Annotated in this window: 20 protein-coding genes; 8 read left to right on the forward strand and 12 right to left on the reverse strand. The window is 62.4% G+C overall.

Translation table 11 applies throughout. From position 1 onward, the window contains the following. Positions 1–76 precede the first annotated feature (76 nt). Together htpG and PPN31114_RS07745 are read right to left on the reverse strand one after the other, a co-directional pair. A complete protein-coding gene (gene htpG, locus PPN31114_RS07740; RefSeq protein WP_150678817.1) occupies positions 77–1,963 on the reverse strand; it encodes a molecular chaperone HtpG in 1,887 nt (628 codons plus the stop codon). A 204-nt stretch (positions 1,964–2,167) separates the two neighbouring features. Then, positions 2,168–3,595, reverse strand: a complete 1,428-nt coding sequence (locus tag PPN31114_RS07745; RefSeq protein WP_370865859.1) for an aminotransferase-like domain-containing protein — start codon at positions 3,593–3,595, stop codon at positions 2,168–2,170. Between the two features lie 276 nt (positions 3,596–3,871). Here PPN31114_RS07745 and PPN31114_RS07750 point away from each other — a divergent pair, with 276 nt between their 5' ends. From PPN31114_RS07750 to PPN31114_RS07770, 5 genes are all read left to right on the forward strand, one after another. After that, complete coding sequence (locus PPN31114_RS07750) at positions 3,872–4,210, forward strand: DUF2917 domain-containing protein (RefSeq protein ID WP_150678819.1); 339 nt, start codon at positions 3,872–3,874, stop codon at positions 4,208–4,210. Positions 4,211–4,367: 157 nt separating this feature from the next. Continuing rightward, a complete protein-coding gene (locus PPN31114_RS07755) occupies positions 4,368–5,075 on the forward strand; it encodes a VOC family protein (RefSeq protein WP_150678820.1) in 708 nt (235 codons plus the stop codon). Between the two features lie 73 nt (positions 5,076–5,148). Continuing rightward, positions 5,149–6,045: a DMT family transporter gene (locus PPN31114_RS07760; protein ID WP_150678821.1), complete on the forward strand. Its 897-nt coding sequence runs from the start codon at positions 5,149–5,151 to the stop codon at positions 6,043–6,045. A gap of 167 nt (positions 6,046–6,212) precedes the next feature. Continuing rightward, positions 6,213–7,403: an aminotransferase-like domain-containing protein gene (locus tag PPN31114_RS07765; RefSeq protein WP_150678822.1), complete on the forward strand. Its 1,191-nt coding sequence runs from the start codon at positions 6,213–6,215 to the stop codon at positions 7,401–7,403. Positions 7,404–7,477: 74 nt separating this feature from the next. Further along, positions 7,478–7,933 (forward strand): RidA family protein, encoded by a 456-nt coding sequence (locus PPN31114_RS07770; RefSeq protein ID WP_150678823.1) that lies wholly within the window; start codon positions 7,478–7,480, stop codon positions 7,931–7,933. A 147-nt stretch (positions 7,934–8,080) separates the two neighbouring features. Here the strand turns inward: PPN31114_RS07770 and PPN31114_RS07775 are convergent, their stop codons facing one another. Next, positions 8,081–9,346, reverse strand: a complete 1,266-nt coding sequence (locus PPN31114_RS07775) for an MFS transporter (protein ID WP_150678824.1) — start codon at positions 9,344–9,346, stop codon at positions 8,081–8,083. Positions 9,347–9,475: 129 nt separating this feature from the next. Here PPN31114_RS07775 and PPN31114_RS07780 point away from each other — a divergent pair, with 129 nt between their 5' ends. After that, the gene (locus PPN31114_RS07780) at positions 9,476–10,423 is read left to right on the forward strand and encodes a LysR substrate-binding domain-containing protein (RefSeq protein WP_150678825.1); all 948 of its coding nucleotides are present in this window, start codon (positions 9,476–9,478) and stop codon (positions 10,421–10,423) included. Here the strand turns inward: PPN31114_RS07780 and PPN31114_RS07785 are convergent. From PPN31114_RS07785 to PPN31114_RS07825, 9 genes are all read right to left on the reverse strand, one after another. After that, the gene (locus PPN31114_RS07785; RefSeq protein ID WP_150678826.1) at positions 10,392–10,844 is read right to left on the reverse strand and encodes a CopD family protein; all 453 of its coding nucleotides are present in this window, start codon (positions 10,842–10,844) and stop codon (positions 10,392–10,394) included. The two genes, PPN31114_RS07780 and PPN31114_RS07785, sit on opposite strands and share 32 nt — an antisense overlap. A 12-nt stretch (positions 10,845–10,856) precedes the next feature. After that, positions 10,857–13,193: a DNA topoisomerase IV subunit A gene (parC, locus tag PPN31114_RS07790; RefSeq protein ID WP_150678827.1), complete on the reverse strand. Its 2,337-nt coding sequence runs from the start codon at positions 13,191–13,193 to the stop codon at positions 10,857–10,859. 309 nt (positions 13,194–13,502) lie between these two features. Continuing rightward, positions 13,503–14,447, reverse strand: coding sequence for a lytic transglycosylase domain-containing protein (locus PPN31114_RS07795; RefSeq protein ID WP_246182429.1), 945 nt, complete (start codon positions 14,445–14,447; stop codon positions 13,503–13,505). Further along, positions 14,428–14,892, reverse strand: coding sequence for a DUF4399 domain-containing protein (locus PPN31114_RS07800; protein ID WP_174987772.1), 465 nt, complete (start codon positions 14,890–14,892; stop codon positions 14,428–14,430). The genes PPN31114_RS07795 and PPN31114_RS07800 overlap by 20 nt, the downstream gene beginning before the upstream one ends. A gap of 110 nt (positions 14,893–15,002) precedes the next feature. Continuing rightward, positions 15,003–16,982: a DNA topoisomerase IV subunit B gene (locus tag PPN31114_RS07805; RefSeq protein WP_150678828.1), complete on the reverse strand. Its 1,980-nt coding sequence runs from the start codon at positions 16,980–16,982 to the stop codon at positions 15,003–15,005. Between the two features lie 252 nt (positions 16,983–17,234). Further along, positions 17,235–19,166, reverse strand: coding sequence for an ATP-binding cassette domain-containing protein (locus PPN31114_RS07810; protein WP_150678829.1), 1,932 nt, complete (start codon positions 19,164–19,166; stop codon positions 17,235–17,237). A gap of 93 nt (positions 19,167–19,259) precedes the next feature. After that, entirely contained in the window at positions 19,260–19,730 is a 471-nt protein-coding gene (locus PPN31114_RS07815; protein WP_150678830.1) for a GNAT family N-acetyltransferase, read from the reverse strand. 91 nt (positions 19,731–19,821) lie between these two features. Then, a complete protein-coding gene (locus PPN31114_RS07820; RefSeq protein WP_150678831.1) occupies positions 19,822–20,055 on the reverse strand; it encodes a hypothetical protein in 234 nt (77 codons plus the stop codon). Positions 20,056–20,550: 495 nt separating this feature from the next. Then, positions 20,551–21,066 carry a hypothetical protein gene (locus PPN31114_RS07825; protein ID WP_150678832.1) on the reverse strand — a complete coding sequence of 172 codons (516 nt, stop codon included), beginning with the start codon at positions 21,064–21,066 and terminating at the stop codon, positions 20,551–20,553. Between the two features lie 136 nt (positions 21,067–21,202). On the opposite strand from PPN31114_RS07825, the gene PPN31114_RS07830 reads away from it, so the two are divergent. Together PPN31114_RS07830 and PPN31114_RS07835 are read left to right on the forward strand one after the other, a co-directional pair. After that, positions 21,203–21,382: a hypothetical protein gene (locus PPN31114_RS07830; RefSeq protein WP_150678833.1), complete on the forward strand. Its 180-nt coding sequence runs from the start codon at positions 21,203–21,205 to the stop codon at positions 21,380–21,382. Between the two features lie 187 nt (positions 21,383–21,569). Then, positions 21,570–23,288, forward strand: a complete 1,719-nt coding sequence (locus tag PPN31114_RS07835; protein WP_150678834.1) for a glutamine--tRNA ligase/YqeY domain fusion protein — start codon at positions 21,570–21,572, stop codon at positions 23,286–23,288. Positions 23,289–23,323 lie beyond the last annotated feature (35 nt).

The raw sequence follows: 23,323 nt of genomic DNA on the forward strand, positions 1-23,323 counted from the left end.
GATACCGGGCTTTTCTTCGACATCTATCGCCTATCTAGCGCTCATCTATCGCTTAGCTTCTGCGATATCGCCGCAATCAGCGTGCCGCCAGCAACAGCGCGTTAGTCCGCTTAACAAACGCTGCCGGGTCTTCCAGACTGCCGCCTTCGGCGAGCATGGCTTGGTCGAACAACAGTTGCGTCCAGTCGGACAGATCGGCACTCTCGGCGCTCAAACGCTTGATCAGCGCATGCTCCGGGTTGATCTCCAGAATCGGGCGGAACTCCGGCATCTTCTGCCCGGCCGCCTTCATCAGACGCTGCAACGTGCCGCTCATGTCCTGCTCGTCCGAGACGAGGCACGACGGCGAATCGGTCAGACGGAACGTCACACGCACGTCCTTCGCCTTCTCGCCCAGCACGTCCTTCATCTTCTCGAGCAACGGCTTGAGCTCGTCGCTGGTCTTCTCTTGCGCGGCCTTTTCGCCAGCATCTTCGAGTGCGCCCAGATCCAGATCGCCACGTGCCACGCTCACCAGGGCACGGCCATCGAAATCATGCAGATACGACAGCAGCCACTCGTCCACGCGGTCGGTCAATAGCAGCACTTCCACGCCCTTCTTGCGGAAGACTTCCAGATGCGGGCTATGGCTCGCGGCCACCCAGCTCTCTGCCGTGACGTAGTAAATCTTGTCCTGACCTTCCTTCATGCGGCCGATGTAATCGGCCAGCGACACGTTCTGCTCTGCCGAATCGCTGTGCGTGCTGGCAAAGCGCAGCAGCTTGGCGATGCGCTCGCGGTTGGCGTGATCTTCGCCGACACCTTCCTTGAGCACCTGACCGAACGCACCCCAGAACTGGGTGTATTTGTCTTGCTGGTTTTCCGCCAGATCTTCGAGCAGACCGAGCACGCGCTTGGCACAGCCTTCGCGAATGGCCTTCACGTCACGGCTTTCCTGCAAGATTTCGCGCGACACGTTCAGCGGCAAATCGGCCGAATCGACCACGCCGCGCACGAAGCGCAGATAGTTCGGCAGCAGTTGCTCGGCGTCGTCCATGATGAACACGCGCTTCACGTAGAGCTTCAAGCCGCCCTGCGAGTTACGGTCCCAAAGGTCGTACGGCGCATGCCCCGGCACGTACAGCAGTTGCGTGTATTCGCTACGGCCTTCCACACGGTTGTGCGTCCATGCGAGCGGGGGCTGCATGTCGTGCGCAATGTGTTGATAGAACTGCGTGTACTGCTCGTCGGTGATCTCGCTCTTGCTGCGCGTCCACAGCGCGCTAGCTTGATTGACCGTCTCATCGGTCTCGGCCGGCACCATGGCCTGCTTTTCTTCGTCCCACGTCTCGCCGCGCATGACGATCGGCAGCGAGATGTGATCGGAATACTTGCGAATGATCGATTGCAGTTGCCACGACGACAGCAACTCGTCTTCGCCTTCGCGCAGATGCAGCGTGATGGCCGTACCGCGCGGGGCACGCTCGATGGTCTCGACCGAGAAGTCGCCCTCGCCCGCCGACGACCAGCGCACGCCTTCCGAGGCGGGCAAACCTGCGCGGCGTGATTCGACCGTCATGCGGTCTGCGACGATGAAGCCCGAATAGAAGCCCACGCCAAACTGGCCGATGAGCGCGGCATCCTTCTGCTGGTCGCCCGACAGGCGCGAGAAGAATTCCTTGGTGCCCGACTTGGCGATCGTACCGAGATGGGCGATGGCCTCATCGCGGCTCATGCCGATGCCGTTGTCTTCGATGGTGAGGGTGCGGGCGTCCTTGTCGAACGACACGCGAATCTTGAGTTCCGGGTCCTGCTCATACAGCGCGCCGTCGTTGATCGCTTCGAAGCGCAGCTTGTCGGCGGCATCAGAAGCATTGGAGATCAATTCGCGCAGGAAGATTTCCTTGTTGCTGTACAGCGAATGAATCATCAGTTGCAGAAGTTGCTTAACTTCTGCCTGAAAGCTCATGGTTTCTTGCGCCATGGTCGGGAACCCTCGTGAAACGGTGAGATGAATGGAAATTCGACGCTGTCCGCCGCCCGGCGCACTTGCGCGCGCGCTGCCAGTCTTGCGGTACAGCACGGAACATAGGGACGGCCGACCTTCATTTCAAGGCCGGCGGGAGGGTTATTTTGGGGAGAATTGTGCGAAGTTGGACGATTTTGCGGCGCACTGGGCAAAAGCCCATCAGGCCGCCAGTTCGAGTTGCCGCGATAGGAACGCCAGCATCGACGGGTCGCTCGAACACGCCACGTTCATCCGCATCCACGTACTTGGCGCCTGACGCGGCGAGAACAGCGCGCCCGGTGCGAACAGGAAGCCTGCCTCGTGGCCAGCGGCGGCCACCGCGCTAGTGTCGACGCCCGTATTCGCCCAGAAGAACATGCCCGCGGTCGGGTCGCCGAACATGCGCAGGCCGATGTGCTCAAGACGCCGCCGCGCACCGTCGCGCACTTCGTCGAGCCGCGAACGCAGACGCTCGACGTGACGGCGATAGTGGCCCTCGGTCAGCGCCTTGTACACGATGCGCTCGTTAATCTCAGGGGTCGTCGACCCGGCGAGCATCTTGTAATCGACAAAGGTCTTCGCCAGCTCGGGCGAGCCTGCAACAAATGCCACACGCAGATTCGCCGCGAGTGTCTTCGAGAAGCTGCCGAGATAGATCACGCGCTTGAGTTGATCGAGACTCGCCAGACGCGCCACCTGCTGATGCGGCGGGCACAGATCGCAGTAGATATCGTCTTCGAGCACCATGAAGTCGTACTGCTCTGCGAGCCGCAAGATCTGAAACGCCCGCGCGGGCGTAAGCGACGTGCCCGTGGGGTTCTGCAAGATCGAATTGATAATCAGCATCTTGGGGCGATGCTGCTGCACCAGTCGCTCCAGCGCCTGCACATCGATGCCCTCGGGCGTGTACGGCACGCCGATCGGCGTCACGCCCTGCGACGCGCTACGCCCGAACATGACGAACCACGCGGGGTCGCCGACCAAGACGGTGTCTCCGGCGCGAACGTACAGCTTCAACAAAAAGTCGACGGCCTGCGTGATACCCGAGGTCAGCACGATCTGATCGGGGCGCGCGCCGATTTCCAACTCGGCGAGTTGTGTCTGCAATTGCACGCGCAGCGGCAGAAACCCGTGCGGACTCCCGCTCTGCAAGAGATACATCGTCGATTGGCGGCTCATCGAGCGAATGGCCGACGTCATCATGTCGGCGTCGAGCCAGCTCGGCGGCAAATAGCCCATGCCGGGCCCGCGCTCGGGGGCCACGGTGTGCAGCATGCTGCGCACGAGCCAGGGCACGTCAATCGGGCCCTTCGCGATCATCGGCGCGCTGGCGTTTTGCTGCGCCATCACGGGCCGCTCGCGCACATAGAAACCCGAACCGCGGCGCGCTTCGAGATACCCCTGTGCCACTAGCCGCTCATAGGCTTCGACCACCGAGAAGCGCGACACGCGTTTGTCTTCCGCGAGCGAGCGGATCGACGGCATGCGCATGCCGGGCAGGAACACGCGCTCCTCGATGCGAAGGCTTGCCCAATGCACGAGTTGATCGACGAGTGTCATGCGCGCGGTGTCGAGCGCGGCGTTGTCCGCCAGTGCCAGCGGAGAAATGCGGTTCGTTGTCATCGTCTTTCCACCTTGTCGGGATGGCTGGCTTCGCCGGTTATGCCGGCGCCAGCGCTTGCGAAGCGTCGGGTGTTTGTCCCTCGGTACGGCGGTTGACCACCGTCCGTGTCGAAAGTGTCTGCTTCGCATCACTCATGGGACGCCACTCTACGCTAGCCAATTTCCCTGTCAATCCCGAACTGTACAGTCAATTACCTGAATATCTGTACCGGTACTGTACCGGAGTTAACCGATAAAGTGTCCACTCAACTGGAGACCGCTATGCGTGAAATCCGACTCTTCGAGCTGGACGGGGACCAAACCGTGTTCTGGCAAAACGAAACGCCGCAGACGCTGCAAGTGTTGCAGGGCCTGCTTTGGCTGACGGTGGAAAACGAAAGCGTTGACCACTGGCTGCGTGCGGGCGAGAGCTTCGAGATGCGAGCGGGTCAACGAATTTGGCTTGGCACGTGGAAGGACGGCGCTCGGCTGCGCGTGAGCCAGCCGACGATGTCGCTCGCCGCCCTGCCGGGACACCGCGCCGCGCGCCGCTTCGGTTGGCGCTTACAGTGGCGCGACGTGGCGGCACGTGTGGCCGGACGCGCCCTGTCGCGCGGCTGAGTGTCGGGATACCGCCCGGAAATTGACGGGAGAGCGACAAGCCATCGATTTGGATAGCGGTACGCGGCATGAGCACCGGGGCGGAGTAAGCTAACGGTTTTGCCGCGCGACACACCCCCGTCATTCGCGTGCGCCATTGCCCGAGCCGAATCAGAACATGAGTGTTTCCGACTTCCCTTACCACGCCCATCACGCCTTGAAACTCGATCATCTCGTCGTCGCTGCCGACACGCTCGATGCCGGTGAAGCCCATGTCATCGAACAATTGGGCCTCACCGACGTCTTGCCGCAGCGCGGCGGCAAGCATGCGCGCATGGGCACGCACAACAGCCTGCTGGGCTTGTGGGGCGGTGCGTATCTGGAAATCATCGCGATCGACCCGGACGCCCCCGCGCCCGGTCGCGCACGCTGGTTCGGTCTGGACGACGAAGCCGTGCGCACCCGCGTGGCACGGGGTCCGTATCTGGCGCATTGGGTCGCGCGTGTGGAACGTCCGCGCTCGCTGCCGCGCTGGCAGTCGCAGTATCCGCAACGACTCGCCCCGGTCATTGCCATGCAACGCGGCGCGCTCACGTGGCAGATCGGCGTACCCGACGATGGCAGCCTGCCCTCGTGGCAAGGTGCCGGTCAGGGGCTGGTGCCGACGTTGATTCAATGGGATACGCCGCAGCACCCGGCCGATGCACTGCCCGAGACCGGTTGTGCGGTGACGTCGTTGCGCGGTTTTCACCCGCAAGCGGCGGCGATTGCCGATCAGTTGCAATGGCTTGGCGCCAGCGCGCTGGTCAACGTAGAAGCGACGCTGGTCGAACCGACCCTCGTTGCCGAATTTGAAACCCCGAACGGCCCGCGCACGTTGCGCTAGCCCCCTCGCCACCTGCGCCCGCCACAACGCATGGCGGGCGGCGACACGATAAAGAAACACTAGAGGCGACACCATGAATTCCCGCGAATCACGAGGCATGCTGCTCGGACTGATCGGCGTCCTCATCTTCAGCCTGACGTTGCCGATGACGCGCATCGTCGTAGCCGAAGTCAACCCGCTGCTCAACGGCCTTGGACGCGCGCTGGTGGCGGCGGTCTTCGCGGGGGCGCTGCTGTGGTGGCGTCGTGAGCCGTGGCCGACGATGCGCCAACTCAAGAGTCTGGCCATCACCTCGCTCGGCGTGATCATCGCGTTTCCGGTGTTTTCCGCTTGGGCCATGAAGACGATTCCCGCCTCGCACGGCGCCGTCGTCAACGGCCTGCAACCATTCTTCGTCGCGATCTACGCCTACTGGCTCGGCGGCGAGCGCCCGTCGCGCGGCTTCTGGGTGTGCGCACTCGCAGGCAGCGTGCTGGTCATCGCCTTCGCGCTGCGCGCGGGCGGTGGCACCCTGCACGCCGCCGACGGTTTGATGGTGCTCGCGGTAGTCATCGGTGCCCTCGGTTATGCCGAAGGCGGCAAGTTGGCGCGCGAAATGGGTGGCTGGCAGGTGATCTGCTGGGCGCTCGTCGTCAGCGCCCCCGTGCTGGTACTGCCGGTCGGCTGGCTGGCATGGCAACAGCCGTGGCCGGTGAGCGGCCGGGCGTGGGGTGCGTTCGCCTACGTCACGCTGTTCTCGCAATTCATCGGATTTTTCGCTTGGTACGCGGGCCTCGCCATGGGCGGAATCGCGCGCGTCGGCCAAGTACAATTGCTACAAATTTTCTTCACGATTGCACTGTCCGCCCTCTTTTTCGGCGAACAGGTCGACACGGTGACATGGCTCTTCGCCGCCGGCGTCGTCCTGACCATTGCACTTGGCAAGAACATGAAGATCGGCGCCTCGCGACTCACGGGCAAACCGGTCTGAAGGCACTGCCCGGCGCCTGCGATCCCTGCGCCGGACACTGCCTGCCCCCCTAGGGCGCGCCCCTGCTGCTAAGCGACCGGCATCCGCGCGCCCTGACACTCGCGGCCAACCCGACTCCCCCGACATCCGGGTGGCCGCCTTATTGCTTTTCTTGAAGCGAGACCATCATGCATGATTGGCAATATTCCGAACGTGCCCGCAACCTGACCAGCTCGGCGATCCGTGAAATTCTGAAAGTCACCGAGCGCCCCGAAGTCATTTCGTTCGCTGGCGGCCTGCCCTCGCCCGCCACTTTCCCGGTTGCCGAAATGCGCGCCGCCGCCGAGCGCGTACTGACCGAGTCGCCGCAAGCCGCATTGCAATACAGCGCCACCGAAGGCTACGCTCCGCTGCGCGAATGGATTGCCAAGCGTTATTCGCGCGACGGTCTCACCGTCAAGCCCGAGAACGTGCTGATTACCACCGGTTCGCAGCAAGGCCTCGACCTGATCGGCAAAGTCTTCATCGACGAAGGCAGCCGTGTGATCGTCGAAGCGCCGAGCTATCTGGGCGCGCTGCAATCGTTCTCGCTGTTCGCCCCCAAGTACGTGCCGGTGCCCACCGATGACCACGGCCTGCTGCCCGACGCGCTGACGCCCGAACTCGTGAGCGGTGCGCGCTTCTTGTACGCGATGCCGAACTTCCAAAACCCGACGGGCCGCCGCCTGCCGCTCGCCCGCCGCGAGGCGCTGGCTGCCGTCGCCAAGCGCGAGGGTTTCGCCATCATCGAAGACGATCCGTATGGCGAACTCGACTACGAAGGCCAGCGTTTGCCGAGCCTGATGTCGCTGGCGCCCGATCACGTGCTGTATATGGGCTCGTTCTCGAAGGTGTTGGCTCCGGGCTTGCGTCTGGGCTTCATCATCGGACCGCAACCGGTCATCGCCAAGCTCGTGCAGGCCAAGCAGGCCGCCGACTTGCATACGCCGAGCCTCACGCAGCGCATTGCTTACGAAGTGGTCAAGGACGGCTTTCTCGACACGCACATCCCGTCGATCCGCACGCTTTACGCCGCGCAGGCCAAGGCGATGCTCGCGTCGCTCGAGAAGCACATGCCGAACGGTGCCACGTGGACGACACCGGCCGGTGGCATGTTCATCTGGTTGACATTGCCCGCCGGCATCGACACCATGCAGTTGCTGGAAAAAGCGATCGCGCAGAATGTGGCGTTCGTGCCGGGGGCGCCGTTCTATGTCGGCACCCCGCAATCGAATACGTTGCGCCTGTCGTTCGTGACCGTGCCGCCCGAGAAAATCGAAGTGGGCGTCTCACGGCTGGGCGCACTCATCGCCGAAGCGTTGACGCGTCGCGCGGCCTGAACTGGCCACCGCGCGTTTATCGACGCTCCGACGCTCCGACGTTCTGTTTCAATGACTTTGCAAGGAAGCCGTACATGTCCGTCTACGACAAACTGAAGCAACTGGGTATCGAACTGCCGACCGCCGGCGCACCGGCAGCCGCTTATGTGATGAGCGCGCAAACCGGCAACACCGTGTTCCTCTCGGGCCACCTGCCGAAGAAAGACGGCAAGATCTGGACCGGCAAGCTCGGCCAGGACGTGAGCGTGGAAGACGGCAAAGCCGCCGCGCGCGCCGTCGCTATCGAACTGATCGCCACGCTGCACGCCCACACGGGCGACCTGAACAAGGTCAAGCGCGTCGTGAAGCTGATGAGCCTCGTGAACTCGACGCAGGAATTCACCGATCAGCATCTGGTGACGAATGGCGCATCGGAACTGATCGCTGAAGTGTTCGGCGACGCTGGCAAGCATGCTCGCTCGGCCTTTGGCGTGGCACAGATTCCGCTGGGCGCTTGCGTCGAGATCGAACTGATTGCTGAAGTGGCGTAAAGCGTCCGGAGGCATTCTCCGCGATGGCGTAGAAAGCGAAACAGGCACCCCAGGGTGCCTGTTTTGTTTTGCGCTCAATCGGCCTGCCTAGCGCGCCTCATTGCGCTTACGGCGTGAACGCGCGCGCGCCGTTGGCCATTATGGACATTAAACCGGCTTGGTATTGCCATACGTACGCCGCATCGCAATCGCGACGCCCAGCGAGATGATGACGGCCACACTCAGCAGTGCCACGACGCCATACCAGCCGTGGGCGCGCAACATCACCCCCGAGTAGCTGCCGAGCAGGCTCGAGCCGATGTAATAGAAGAACAGATACAGCGCGGAGGCGATGGCACGCCCCTCGGTCGCACGCCGCCCCACCCAACTGCTGGCCACCGTGTGCGCACCGAAAAAGCCAAACGTGAAGATCGCCAGCCCGATCACGACACCGAGTACCTTCGGCGCCAGCATCACGAGCAAGCCCACAAACGCGAGCGCCACCAGCACCCAAAGCAGACGTGCGCGGCCCACGCGGTCGGACAGCGGTCCGGCGATGAACGACCCCACCACACCGATCAGATACATCGCGAAAATCGCGCCGATGGCCGCATGCGGCAATTGGAACGGTGCCGCGGCCAGATGGAAGCCGAGATAGTTGTAGACGCTCACAAAGCTGCCCATCATCAGCCCGGCAAACAGATAGAGGCCGAGCAATGCCGGATCGCCCAAGTGGCGGCGCGCATGGCCGAGCGCTTCACGCACCGTCATGTGACGCGGCGTGAAGCGACGCGAATGCGGCAGACTGCGCGCAAACTCCAGCCCCATTGCCAGACACACCAGACCGATCACCGCGACAGACACTCGCCACGAGAACATGTCGGCGACAAAGGCCGCCATCACACGCCCAGCCATGCCGCCCAGAATATTGCCGCCGATGTACAAGCCCATCGACATCCCTAGCGAGCGCTGATCGATCTCTTCACTGAGATACGCCATCGCAATCGCGGGCAGCCCCGACAACGCCAACCCCTTGAGGGCGGCGAGTATCACGATCGTTTCGAAGTTGGTCGAGAACGCGCTGGCCAGCGTCAGTACCGATGAACTGAGCAGTGCGATCGTCATCATGCGTTTGCGGCTGACACGATCGGCGGCGACGCAAGTCACGAGCAACCCCAGCGCCATCATCATCGTGGCGGCCGACACGGACCAACTCGCCTGCGCGGGGGTAATGCCAAATGTCGTCGTGAGCAGCGGCAGCAGCGACTGCATGCAGTACAACTGCGCGAATGTCGAAAAGCCGCCGAAGAACAGTGCGCGGCTGATCACCGCATATTCCGGCGTGCCGCGTGTCACACCTGCGGGCAACTTGGGGGCAGCCGCCGACGCCGACGCGACGCCGTTAGACAGAGGAAGGGAATTCGTAGAGGCCATGTTGCTGGCTCACCGTGGCGAGCCATTCAGGAGGGGAAAGAGGAGCTATAGCGCGATGATAGGTTTGCGCTTACCCCATGTCCAATATATATTTAAGCGTCGTTTCTATATATAAAACAGATCAATCATATGGAACTGCGTCATCTGCGCTACTTCGTGACCGTCGCCGAAGAGCTCCATTTCAGCCGCGCGGCCGCCCGGCTCAACATTGGCCAGCCACCGTTGTCGATGCAGATTCGGGCATTGGAAGACGAGTTGGGTGTCACGCTTTTCGAGCGCTCGCAGCGACGCGTCTTTCTGACGACGGCGGGACGCACGTTTCTCGTGCGGGCACGGCAAATACTGGCGGATGCAGACGCCGCCCGGCAGGAGGTTCAGCAGATCGCCGGGGTCGACGCGGGCGAATTGCGGATCGCGTTCACCACGTCTGCGCCAATGACCAACTTGATGAAGCGAGTGCTGACCAGTTACCGGCAGCAATATCCGCGCGTCACGCTCACGCTAAGCGAGTCACCGTCGGAGCGTCAACTCGATGCGCTGGGCGAGCGAACGCTGGACATCGGCCTGTTGCGCCGAGCTGACGACGCCACAGCTGTCGCCGGGCTCAGTTTCGAAACCCTTGTCGACGAAGCCTTGGTGGTGGTGATGCATCAGGGTCACACGCTGGCGGGGCGGGCGAGTATCTCGATGGCCGATCTCGCCGGAGAAGCCTTCATCATGCACCCGCCCGATGTGGGGACGGCTGTGGACGGGAAGATTCGAAAGATGTGCGAGCGCGCGGGTTTCACGCCGCGCGTCGTGCAAGAAGCGCGCGAGTCGACGACCATCGTCGCGCTCGCGGCCAGCGGCCTCGGCGTCGCGGTATTACCCGCCGCCGTGCGCTGTATTCAAATCGAAGGGGCGCGCTTCATGGCGCTGACCGAAGCCGACGCCCACACCCCGCTGCTGCTCGCCAAACGTCGCGACGACGCCAGCCCCTTAGTGCAGGCGTTCGTCGCGATGTGCCATGAAGTAGCGGGCGTTCAAGCGAAGACGGGCGACGCGCTCACCCGCGCAGCGACGCCGCCAGACCGATAACGACCACACCGAACACGAGATTGAGAATCACGAGACGGCGCACGCCATTCACGGCCGCAGCCCCATCAGGCCACGACTGCGCTTGTACCGCACGTTGCAGACGCGGGAACAGGGCGAAGCGGATGTGACCATACACCAGCATCATCAGCACGCCGATACCGGCCATGGCATGCACCGGCCAGCGGGCATGCAAGCCCCCCATGCCAAGCATCATGTGGCCGCCCGAGAGCAGAATCAGCACGATGGCCACGCCGACCCAAGTGAGAAACTTCGAGAGCGCCGCCTCCCACAACGGCAGGCGCTGCTGCGGCGGCAAGTCCAGCGACGCCGGACGCAGACACGCCAGCGCGAAGAACATCCCGCCGACCCACACCGCAACGCTCACCAGATGCAGGAACAGACTAAAGGCATAAACGCTCATGCGTGACTCCCGTCAGGATGCCGAAGGCGCGGCCGGTAACACCGGATCCAGCGAACGCGCCGTAAAGGTCGAGAATTTCACCGCAGGTGCACGGCCCTTGCGCGCGCGTTTGCCGATGTTCGGCGCGAGCGCAGCGCCCGAAAGCGTCTCGGACTGCTCCTTGCCACCCCGCACGATGCCGTGAACCACGACGCCGGCTTCGCTAATCGCCACCGCCGACACCAGCGTTTGCTTGGCATCGAGGCCGATCAGCGTGACGCCACGGCCACCGCCCGAGAGCGACTTCATTTCATCCATGCCGAACACCAGCAGGCGGCCGTCGCTCGACAGACAGGCGATGGCGCTAGCACCCGCGAAGATGCGCTGCGGCGGCAGCGGTTCGGCCCCGTCGTCGATGGTCATAAACGACTTGCCTGCCTTCAGACGGCTCACCATATCGCCCAGCTTGGTCGAGAACCCGAAGCCGTTCGTGGTGGCCAGCAGCAGTTGTTGATCTGCCGACGCGGCGAAGTAGTGCAGCAGTCGCGAACCCGATTCGAGTTCGATCAACGAGGTCAGCGGCACACCGTCGCCCCGCCCGCCCGGCAATTGCGCAACCGACACGGAATACACCCGGCCGTTGCTGCCCCACGCGATAAACGGATCGACCGTGCGGCATTCGAACGTGCCATAGAGCGAGTCGCCCTGCTTGAATGCAAAGCCCTGCGCGTCGAGCCCGTGGCCCTTGAGCGCACGGACCCAGCCCTTGGCAGACACAACGACCGTCACCGGTTCGTCGACCACACGGGCCTCGGCCACGGCACGCTTCTCTTCCTGAATCAGCGTGCGGCGATCGTCGCCGAACTGCTTCGCGTCGGTCTCGATTTCCTTGATGATCAGGCGCTTCATTGCGCTGTCGTTCGCCAGCAAGTCTTCCAGCTTCGACTTCTCGTCGCGCAGCGATGCAAGCTCCTGCTCGATCTTGATCGACTCCATGCGCGCCAACTGGCGCAACCGGATTTCGAGAATGTCCTCGGCCTGACGCTCGCTCAGATTGAACGAGCTCATCAGCGCGGCCTTCGGCTCGTCCGACTCGCGGATGATCCGAATGACCTCGTCGATATTCAGGAAGACGATCATGCGGCCTTCGAGAATATGAATGCGGTCGTCTACCTTGCCGAGACGATGGCGCGAACGGCGTGTAACCGTTTCGAAGCGGAAGCCGATCCACTCGGTGATGATGTCGCGCAGCGACTTCTGGCCCGGGCGGCCATCGGCCCCCACCATGACCAGATTGACCGATGCGCTCGACTCCAGGCTCGTGTGCGCGAGCAGCATCGTGATGAATTCTTGCTGATCGATACGGCTCGACTTCGGCTCGAAGACGAGACGCACGGGCGCGTCTTTGCCGGACTCGTCGCGCACGGCATCGAGCATGGCCAGCACCGACTGCTTCAGGTTCTGCTGCTCGGGCGTGAGCGACTTCTTGCCGAGCTTGACCTTCGGATTGGTGATTTCCTCGATTTCCTCGAGCACCTTCTGGCCCGACGTGTTCGGCGGCAGCTCGTACACCACCGCTTGCCACTGACCGCGCGCCATCTCTTCGATCTTCCATCGCGCACGCACCTTCAAGCTGCCGCGCCCGCTCTCGTAGGCCGCGCGAATTTCTGCCGGGCTGGAGATCAACTGACCGCCGCCGGGGAAGTCGGGCCCCTGCACGTGCGTCATCAATTCGGCATCGTCGAGCTTGGGGTTGCGAATCAGCGCGACCGCAGCCGAAGCCACTTCACGCAGATTGTGCGATGGGATTTCCGTCGCCAGACCCACGGCGATACCCGACGCCCCATTGAGCAAGACGAAGGGCAAGCGTGCGGGCAACAGACGCGGCTCTTCGGTCGAACCATCGTAGTTCGGCACGAAGTCGACCGTACCGGCATCGATTTCGTCGAGCAGCAGGCGAGCGATCGGCGTGAGGCGGGCTTCGGTGTATCGCATCGCGGCAGCGCCATCGCCGTCGCGCGAACCGAAGTTGCCTTGACCGTCGATGAGCGGATAGCGCATCGAGAAATTCTGCGCGAGGCGCACCAGCGCGTCGTACGCGGACTGGTCGCCGTGCGGGTGAAACTTACCCAGGACGTCGCCCACCACGCGGGCCGACTTCACGGGCTTCGCGTCGGAGGCCAGGCCCATCTCGTTCATCGCGAACAAGATACGGCGTTGCACCGGCTTCTGACCGTCGCATACGTCGGGCAGTGCACGGCCTTTCACCACACTGATTGCGTAGTCGAGATAAGCACGCTCGGCATACGCACCAAGCGTCAGCGTGTCGTCATCGGACGGGGTCGAAAAGAGATCTTCTACTTGTTCCATAAAACCTGTGGGTTTGCTGCGAACGTTTTGGCGAGTGTTCGGTTCACGTTGACCGCAAGATCATACCAAGCTCACTGGCACATTTCGGCAAAAACGCCACCGAATGACAAAGCGAACCCGCGAATTAGGTGCTAAGGCCACGGCGATTGCCGATTAGCGGTCCGCGTTTCGGATAAATCCGAGTAAAACGGGAAACGCTGATGCGCCATCGCCGGGGGGATGTTCGGAAAAACTGGATTCAACCTGAGATTCGGCCGCACCCGACGGCCGAGCGATGAATACGTCCAACCGGGTGTCGTCAGTCCGCCGTCAGTCGGTCGTCGGTACCGACGGAATAGCGGGTGCCGTGACCTGAGCGTTCGGCATGGTAGCAGGCACGACCGGCAGGCCCTTAGGTGCGCCCAAAATCACGTGAATTCGGCCGTCGCGCGATCCGCTGATATTGGCGCGCCCACCTGGCACACCGGTCTTCAACGTGCCCCCACCAAGCGCGGGAGCGTCGGGATTGAAGCGTCGATAGAGTTCGAGCACTGCGGCCACATACCCCTGCGTCTCGGCGTAAGGCGGAATCTGATCGGCATGGCGTGCGACGGCGCCCTCGCCCGCGTTGTACGACGCGAGCACCAACTCCAGCCGGTCGGGATAACGTGCCTGCAAATCACGCAAATAGCGCGCGCCCGTGAGCACATTCGTGCGCGGGTCGGCGAGCTTGTCGGCCACCGTTCGGGTCGCATCCGCTCGCACGCCGTAGCGCTCGCCCGTGGTCGGCATCACTTGCATGAGGCCGACGGCGCCCTTCGGCGACACGGCACTGCTGTCGAACCCCGATTCCGCTGCGATCACCGCTTTGAGTAACGCAGCGTCGACGTGATAACGCTCGGCTGCCTGTGCGATGACCGGGCCGAGTTGTTTCAGGTTGGGATGTCGTGCGAGTGCGTCGTAGAGGCGCGAGCGGTCGGCACCGCTCACGATGCCGTTCTGTCCGACGCCTTGCGCAATGCGCAGATCGGCGTTGGCCCCCGAACTCACCACGAGACGAAAACGCGAGTCGAGCTTGCGCGCGGCCAGATGCGCCACGCCATTCTCGTCGACGTAGCCGTACAAGTCGGCGTGGGCCAGCGGCGCGGCGCTCAGCAGCACGGCTGCCAGCACGCGCCCTGCGAGGGGCCGCAGAGAGAACCATCGGCGCACTGCGTTGACATTTTCTGTCACGCCGTGCGCCATCGAGCGATAACTATTGTTGACCTTTGACATGCACCTTGATCGTCTGGCTCATGGCCGGACCGTACGACTGATGCGCCCCGTTGGCGAATTGCATCGTCAACGTGTGATCGCCGGGCGTCAGATTGACCGTCGTCTCGGTCTGGCCTTTGCCGAAGTGCAGGTGCGCGTCGTCGGTGGGCACGACCTGACCTGCGGGAACCGGATCGCCATCGATGATGAGGTGGTGATGACCGGTGTTGGGCGACATATCGCCCGCCGGTTTGATCGCCATGCCTTCGACGCCGAACTTGACCACGACCGGGTTGGTCACCGTCGCGCCGTCTTTCGGCGTGACGAAGAAGACACGCGCTGCCGGTGCTGCGGGCGCCGGCTGCGCCGATTGCGCATAGGCTGCGGCGCTGGCGCCAAGCAGTGGGCTAACAAGCAACATCGGCACGACCATGCGACGCATGCTGACAGGCATAGAACGCAACATAACGTGACTCCCGGAGGGGTGAAAGGTGGATTATCCCACTATGTGGGCACTCACGCTGGTCGGGCAGCCTGCCCCGCCCAGCATGTGCTGACTGCGGTCAAAACCGACCGTCAGATGTCGGCTTCGACCTCATTGCCCTTGGCTTCGAGCCAGCTACGGCGTTGTGCCGCCTCGCCCTTGCCCATGAGCATGTTCATGCGCGATACCGTCGCATCGAAATCGAGCGTGCCCAATGCGACCGGGCTCAGGCGGCGCGTGTCGGGGTTCATCGTCGTTTCCCACAACTGCTCGGCACTCATCTCGCCCAGCCCCTTGAAGCGGCTGATCGACCACGCTGATTCCTTCACGCCGTCCTTGCGCAGTTTGTCGAGGATGGCTTCGAGTTCGCCTTCATCGAGCGCGTAAAGCTTCTGCGCCGGCTTCTTGCCACGGGCCGGGGCGTCGACGCGATACAACGGCGGACGCGCCACATACACATGCCCCGTCGCAATCAGTTGCGGGAAGTGACGGAAGAACAACGTGAGCAGCAGCACTTGAATGTGCGAGCCGTCGACGTCAGCATCGGACAAGATACAAATCTTGCCGTAGCGCAAATTCGAGAGGTCCGGCGTATCGTTCGGGCCGTGCGGATCGACACCGATGGCCACCGCGATATCGTGCACTTCGTTGTTCGCGAAGAGACGGTCGCGCTCGGTTTCCCACGTGTTGAGCACCTTGCCGCGCAGCGGCAGAATCGCTTGAAATTCTTTGTCACGGCCCATCTTCGCCGAACCGCCCGCCGAGTCGCCCTCGACCAAAAACAGTTCGTTGCGCGTGATGTCTTCGGTTTCGCAATCGGTCAGCTTGCCGGGCAGCACGGCCACGCCCGAGCTCTTTTTCTTCTCGATCTTCTGACCGGCGCGCGTACGCGCCTGCGCCTGACGAATCACCAACTCGGCGAGCTTCTTGCCGTGCTCGACGTGATGGTTGAGCCACAACTCCAATGCGGGGCGCGTGAACGACGACACCAGACGTACCGCGTCGCGGCTGTTCAGGCGCTCCTTGATCTGGCCTTGGAATTGCGGATCGAGCACCTTCGCCGAGAGGACGAACGAGACGCGCGAGAAGACGTCTTCAGGCAGCAGCTTCACGCCCTTGGGCTGAAGGTTATGCAATTCGATGAAGCCGCGCACCGCTTGAAACAGACCTTCGCGAAGGCCGGATTCGTGCGTGCCGCCAGCGGGGGTCGGAATCAGGTTGACGTACGACTCGCGAACGGGTGCGCCGTCTTCGGTCCATGCGACCACCCACGCCGCGCCTTCGCCTTCGGCAAAGCTGTCTTCGCTGCCGTCGGCAAAGCGTTCGCCCTCGAACAGCGGAATCAGCGGCTCGGCACCGTTGAGCGATTCGACGAGATAGCCGCGCAGGCCCTGCTCGTAGAACCACGTCTGTTCGTCGCCGTTCTTTTCCTGACGCAGCGTCACGCGCACGCCCGGCAGCAGCACGGCCTTCGAGCGCAGCAGGCGTTGCAGTTCGCTGAGCGGCAGCGTCGGGCTATCGAAGTATTTGGTGTCCGGCCACACGGTGACGCGCGTGCCGCTCTTCTTTTCGCCGCGCTGCGACGGGCGCGAATGCAATGCGACGCTGACGTTACCGCCGTCGGCGAATTCGAGATCGGAGACCTGACCGTCGCGCCACACGGTGACCGCGAGCCGCGTCGCCAACGCGTTCGTCACCGACACGCCCACACCGTGCAAGCCGCCCGAGAACGTGTAGGCGCCACCGGCAGCCTTATCGAACTTGCCGCCGGCATGCAGGCGCGTGAAGACGATTTCAACGACCGGCACACCCTCTTCCGGGTGAATACCGACGGGAATGCCACGGCCGTCGTCTTCGACGCTGACCGAGCCATCCTTGTGCAGCGTGACGAGAATTTGTTTACCGAAGCCACCCAACGCCTCGTCCGACGCGTTGTCGATGACTTCCTGAATAACGTGCAGCGGATTCTCGGTGCGGGTGTACATGCCCGGGCGCTGCTTGACCGGCTCAAGTCCTTTCAGAACCTTGATGGAAGCTTCGCTGTATTGGGCAGGCGTGTTTTTTTTCGACATAGCGTGACTGAATTGGGGTACGACGCCCGGTGCTTATCCACACAAGCTGTGGACAACCACGGGGAAAACCCATTAACACATGAGAAAAGTGACGCCGGATCAACGACTTGCATTGCCGCGCCCACTTATTAGGCAGCCAACCGGTGAGGCGCGCCTCAAAAGTACAGGGCCGCGTCCAATGGATCGCGGCCTATTGTACTGTCACTCGTAACGCGCCAGCGTGACGAGTGACTTGGCGGATGATACGAACGCTCAGGCGCCCTCGCCTCGCTGCTTGGCTTCAAGCACTTCCCAGCGTTCGAGCGCCTCGAGCAACTCCAGTTCAATCGCTTCGCAACGTTCGGACAGCGCCGCCCCAGCCGCCGGATCTTTCACAAAGACCGAGCCGTCTTCGAGCTTGGCCGTCGCGTCTTTCTGTTCCGCTTCGAGCGCAGCAATACGCTCGGGCAGACCGTCGAGCTCACGCTGTTCCTTGTAGCTCAGCTTCACCTTGCGATTGGTGCTGCGCTTGGCGGCGGCCGCGGCATCTTTCGACGCATCTTCCACCGGCGAGCGTTGCGCGGCCAGCGCCAGCGAGCGCTCGCGCTGCACCTGCCAGTCGGTGAAGCCGCCGACGTATTCGCGCCAGTTGCCATCGCCTTCCGCTGCGATCACGGACGTCACGACGTTGTCGAGGAAGGTCCGGTCGTGGCTCACGAGGAACACCGTGCCGCTGTATTCCTCAAGCAATTCTTCGAGCAGTTCGAGCGTCGGGATGTCGAGGTCGTTGGTCGGCTCGTCGAGCACCAGCACGTTGGCCGGACGCGCAAACAGACGCGCGAGCAACAGACGATTGCGCTCGCCGCCGGAGAGCGATTTCACCGGCGAGCGGGCACGCTCGGGCGAGAACAAGAAGTCGCCCAAGTAGCTCATCACATGCTTGCGCGCGCCGTTGATTTCGATCCACTCGCTGCCCGGGCTGATCGTATCGAGCAGGCTCTTTTCCTGATCGAGTTGCGCGCGCATCTGATCGAAGTACGCAACTTGAAGGTTCGTGCCGACGCGAATCTCGCCGCTGTCCGGCGTGATCTCGCCAAGAATCAGCTTGAGCATCGTCGTCTTGCCCGCGCCGTTCGGTCCCACCAACCCGACCTTGTCACCGCGCATGAGCGTCGCCGTGAAGTCGCGCACGATCGCGCGGCCGCCGTACGACTTCGACACGTTGGTCAGTTCCGCCACGATCTTGCCGGACTTGTCGGCCTGACCGACTTCCATGCGCACGTTGCCTTGCGTCTCGCGACGCCCCGCACGTTCCGTACGCATTGCTTTCAGACGCTCGATACGCGACACGCTACGCGTGCGGCGGGCTTCCACGCCCTTTCGAATCCAGACTTCTTCTTGCGCGAGCAGCTTGTCGAACTTGTCGTTCTCCACGCGCTCGACTTCGAGTTGTGCGGCTTTGCGTTCCTGATATTGCGTGAAGTTGCCCGGATAGGAGAGCAAACGGCCGCGATCGAGTTCGACGATGCGCGTGGCGACGCGATCCAAAAAGCTTCGATCGTGGGTAATGAACAGCAGCGCGCCGCGAAAGCCGATCAGCAACTCTTCCAGCCAGCGAATCGCATCGAAGTCGAGGTGGTTGGTCGGCTCGTCGAGCAGCAGCACGTCGGGCTTGGCAACCCATGCCTGCGCCAGCGACACGCGCTTTTGCATCCCGCCCGAGAGCGCGCCGACACGCGCATGCGCATCGAGTCCGAGCTGGGCAATAGTCGTCTCCACACGCGTCTTGAGTTGCCACGCATCGGCGGCATCGAGCGACGATTGCAGCGCCATCAAATGTGCGAGCAGTGCATCGTGCTCGTCCCCTTCCGGGACATCTGCGAGTGCTTCGGCGGTGCGCTCGTAGTCCGAGAGAAGGCTATGCATGTCGCCCAGACCGAGTGCCACGGCGTCGAACACCGACTGTTGCGCGTCGAATTCGGGTTCCTGCGGCACGTAGACCGTGTGCAGCGTGCCTTGGCGGGCAACCAGGCCGTCGTCGGGCGCGGTGAGTCCGGCCACAATTTTGAGCAACGACGACTTACCGGCGCCGTTACGGCCGATCAGACCAACGCGCTCCCCCGCTTCGAGCGAGAAATCGGCATTGTCGAGCAATGCGACGTGACCGAACGCCAATTGGGCGCCGGTAATGGAATACAAAGCCATGTGTCGGGAAACGGGTGAACTGCGATGGAGGATATTGTAGTGCCGGGCGCGAACGCCCGGCCCCGGTGTGGGTTCGACGGCAACGGCAGCTTACTAAGAGGCACGCGCCGGTGCGCGCAGCATCTCGATATGCAAAATACCGTCTTCGTCGTAGGGCTCACTCGACTTCACGAAGCCGAATTCGCCGTAAAACTTTTCCAGATGCGCCTGCGCGCCAATGCGCAGCGGCGCCTCGGGCCATTGCACTTCGGCAACGGCGATGGCCCGGGCAAGCAAGACACGCCCAAGCCCTGTGCCACGATGCGACGCCGCCGTGATCACACGGCCGATCGACGCTTCGTCGTAGGCAAGTCCCGGCGGTAGCAAGCGCAAATAGGCAGCGATCTGAGGCTGATCGTCGGCGTCGCGCACTTGCGCCAGCAGGTGCAGGCTGTGGATGTCACGTCCGTCGATGTCCTGATACGGGCAGTTCTGCTCGACCACGAATACCGCGTTCCGTGCGGCCAACACGCGGTAAAGCAGTGTGCTGCCCAGTTCATCGAACGACTTGCACATCCATTCCATTGCCGACTCTCCAGCCTTGCTTTGCGAAAGCCGGGACTATAGCACCGTCGCAGCGCGGCGATGCCGTCGATCACACAGGGGGTGGGGAGTTTTACTGATAGTAGACGATGCCCTGCTCGATGTCGGCGCGCGCATTGCGCTCTGCGTCGTCGAGGGCGTTGCCTTGCGTGGCGAAGCCGTAGGCGGTCTGCACTTGATAGGCGCCCACTTTCTCCATGCCATGCCCGGTCGGGCGGTGAATCTCGTAGAACGCGTCCCAGCGGGCGTTGTCACGCTCCACGGCACGGATGCTGTACTGGAATTCTTGGTATTGCGTTGTTTTCATTTTGGTTTCCTTCTTACTGCAAAAAATATGACTGATAACTAATCCCTCTCGAATCGGCTTACGGTGATGAGAGTGCAAACTCGCACAAATGTTTCCGTGAAGTGCACGCAGCCTAATGGTCGAATGTGACAAACACGCGACATTTCCGTGACTGACATGTCACTGAAGATACAGATAGACCGGTTCCAGCGTCCTGCGGACGAAGCAACCTGTAGCACTTCCTATTTCGGGGGTCGAAGCCTGCTATCCCTCCAGGGACAGCGGCTGAAACGTCAAATCTGACACACCTGACGTTCAAGTTGGCATGTAACGAGCTGGGAACGCCCGACACATCTGTGTAGTGATTATCGTGTCGCGGACCTGCTGTTGCCGGGCGTCGCCCGGCATCTCATGCCACTGGAGACTGCATCGAGACGTCCAAAATTGACGGACGGATAAATGCAGATGGCGAATGATAGCAGGTTTTTTGTGGCAGCGCACAAAAGTTAGTGAGCGCTACGGCGTGGCTTCCCGGTCGTCGATTTTCGCCAGCACCCAATACATGTAGCCCGCGAACGCCCCGAAGACCACGTGCCCCACCACCATCATCCAGGTACGCGACTCGATGAACCACGGGAACAACTGTGTCATCACGTAGAAATTGACGACGTACACCACCAGACCGAACACGCCCCCGGCAATGGCCACCGTGGGCACGTCGGAGTCGAGCCGGAACGGCGCGATGATGGCGCCGAGCACCACGCCAAGCACGACACCGATGGCCGCATGCACCATCAGCGCCATGGCGACGATGGAGACATCGAACGTCGGCGGCAACGACAAGATGCCCGGGCCGAGCACGATGGCAGCCACCATGCGCGGCGGCACCCAAGGGCTCTGGCCGGTGACCAGCAATACCATGAGCATTTCGACGGCGGAGAAGAAAGCGCAGGCCACGAAGCCGGCGACCGCTGCGGCGGCCCAATCGGGCGACCGGTGCGTATAGCGGTGCGAGTGGAGGTGCAGTTCCATGATGTCCTCCCAGAAGGACCGCCAGCGGGGCCGGCAGTGTTTTCAGGATAGGACAATCTCGGCGCAATGGCGGGGCCAGCCACTATATACTTGACCCCACACCCGCCACCGGCGGGGACTTTCGGGGAGATATCGTATGTCCCTTATCGGCCTGCTTGTCGGACTCGTGCTGCTCGGCATTCCCATCTGGCGCATTCTGACCCGGCTTGGCTTCTCACCATGGCTCACGGTGCTGGCCTTCATTCCGGTCGTCAACATCATTTCCCTCTGGTTGCTCTCTTACGCCAACTGGCCCGGCCAGCGCTCGTCGCCCTGAAGCACGTTCGCCGGGTTCGGCACGCTGAACCCGGCCCGATCGTGTCCGGACTGCCGCGCCTGCGGCAGTTCTTTTTACAAATTGCTGCACCGCGCTGGCGAATAGCGCGTATCACGTGAGTCGACGCTCGCCCGTGGTGCAGTGCGGTACGGTAGAATATTCGGCAAATTCCGAACACTGGACTGGCATGAGCACAGAGCTGACCGCGGCATCCAATTTCATCCGCAACATCATTGACGAAGACAACCGCTCGGGCAAATGGGGCCAGCGCGTCGAGACGCGCTTCCCGCCGGAGCCCAACGGCTACCTTCACATCGGTCACGCCAAGGCGATCTGCGTGAACTTCGGCATGGCGCGCGACTACGGTGGCGTGTGCCATCTGCGCTTTGACGACACCAACCCCGAGAAGGAAGAAACCGAATACGTCGACTCCATCATCGAGATGGTGAAGTGGCTCGGCTTCAGCTACGACACGCCGGGCAAGGAACACCTTTATTTCGCCAGCGACTACTTCGAGACGCTGTATCAAGGCGCCGAGATGCTGATCCAGCGCGGCAAGGCCTACGTCGACAGCCAGAGCTTCGAAGACATGCGCGCCAATCGCGGCTCGCTGACCGAGCCGGGCAAAGATTCGCCGTTCCGCAATCGCACTGTCGAAGAGAACCTCGACCTGTTCCGCCGCATGCGCGCGGGCGAGTTCGCCGACGGCACGCACGTGCTGCGCGCCAAGATCGATATGTCGTCGCCGAACATCAATCTGCGCGATCCGGCGATCTATCGTATTCGTCATGCGCATCACCATCGTACGGGCGACGCCTGGTGCATCTATCCGATGTACACGTATGCGCACCCGCTCGAAGACGCCATCGAGAACATCACGCACAGCCTGTGCACGCTCGAGTTCGAAGATCAGCGTCCGTTCTACGACTGGGTGCTTGCCGAGCTGGCCGATGCAGGCCTGTTCACGCGTCCGATGCCGCAACAGATCGAATTCGCGCGTCTGCAACTGACGTATGCGATCACCAGCAAGCGCAAGCTGCGTCAACTGGTCGATGAAAAGCACGTCGACGGCTGGGACGATCCGCGTATGCCGACCCTCGTCGGCCTGCGCCGTCGCGGCTTCTCGCCGGAAAGCCTGCAACTGTTCTGCGATCGCATCGGCGTGGCCAAGTCGGCCTCGTGGATCGATATGAGCATTCTCGAGGGCGCCCTGCGTGACGACCTCGACCCGAAGGCACCGCGTGCAACCGCCGTGCTCGATCCGCTCAAGTTGATCATCGACAACTATCCGGTGGGCCAGCAGGAAGACTGCCACGCCCCGGTGCACCCGCACTTCCCGGAGCGCGGCATGCGCACGTTCCCGATCTCGCGCGAGCTGTGGATCGAACGTGAAGACTTCCAGGCCGAACCGGTCAAGGGCTTCTTCCGCCTGTTCCCGGGCAATAAGGTGCGTCTGCGCTATGGCTATGTCGTGGAGTGCACGGGCTTCGATACCGACGCAGACGGCAACGTGACGGCGGTGCATTGCAACTACTTTGAAGACAGCCGCTCGGGCACGCCGGGGGCTGACAACTACAAGGTCAAGGGCAACATCCACTGGGTGAGCGCGCTGCATGCGCTGGCGGCTGAAGTGCGTATCTACGATCGTCTGTTCCTCGATCCGCACCCGGATGCTGGCGAGAAGAATTTCCTCGACGCGTTGAACCCGAACGCCAAGCGCGTGACGCAAGCCTATGTCGAACCGGGCCTGCTCAATTTCGCTCCCGAAGACCGCGTGCAATTCGAGCGCCACGGCTATTTCGTGGCGGATCGTCACGACTCGGTCCCGGGCAAGCCGGTGTTCAACCGTATCGTGTCGCTCAAGGACAACTGGGCAGCCAAGCCAGCCAAGGGCGGCGGCAAGTAAGTTCGCCCGAGGCCTCCCGGGCTCTCGTTGCAAGC

The organism is Pandoraea pneumonica, assembly GCF_902459645.1.
Lineage (GTDB): Bacteria > Pseudomonadota > Gammaproteobacteria > Burkholderiales > Burkholderiaceae > Pandoraea > Pandoraea pneumonica.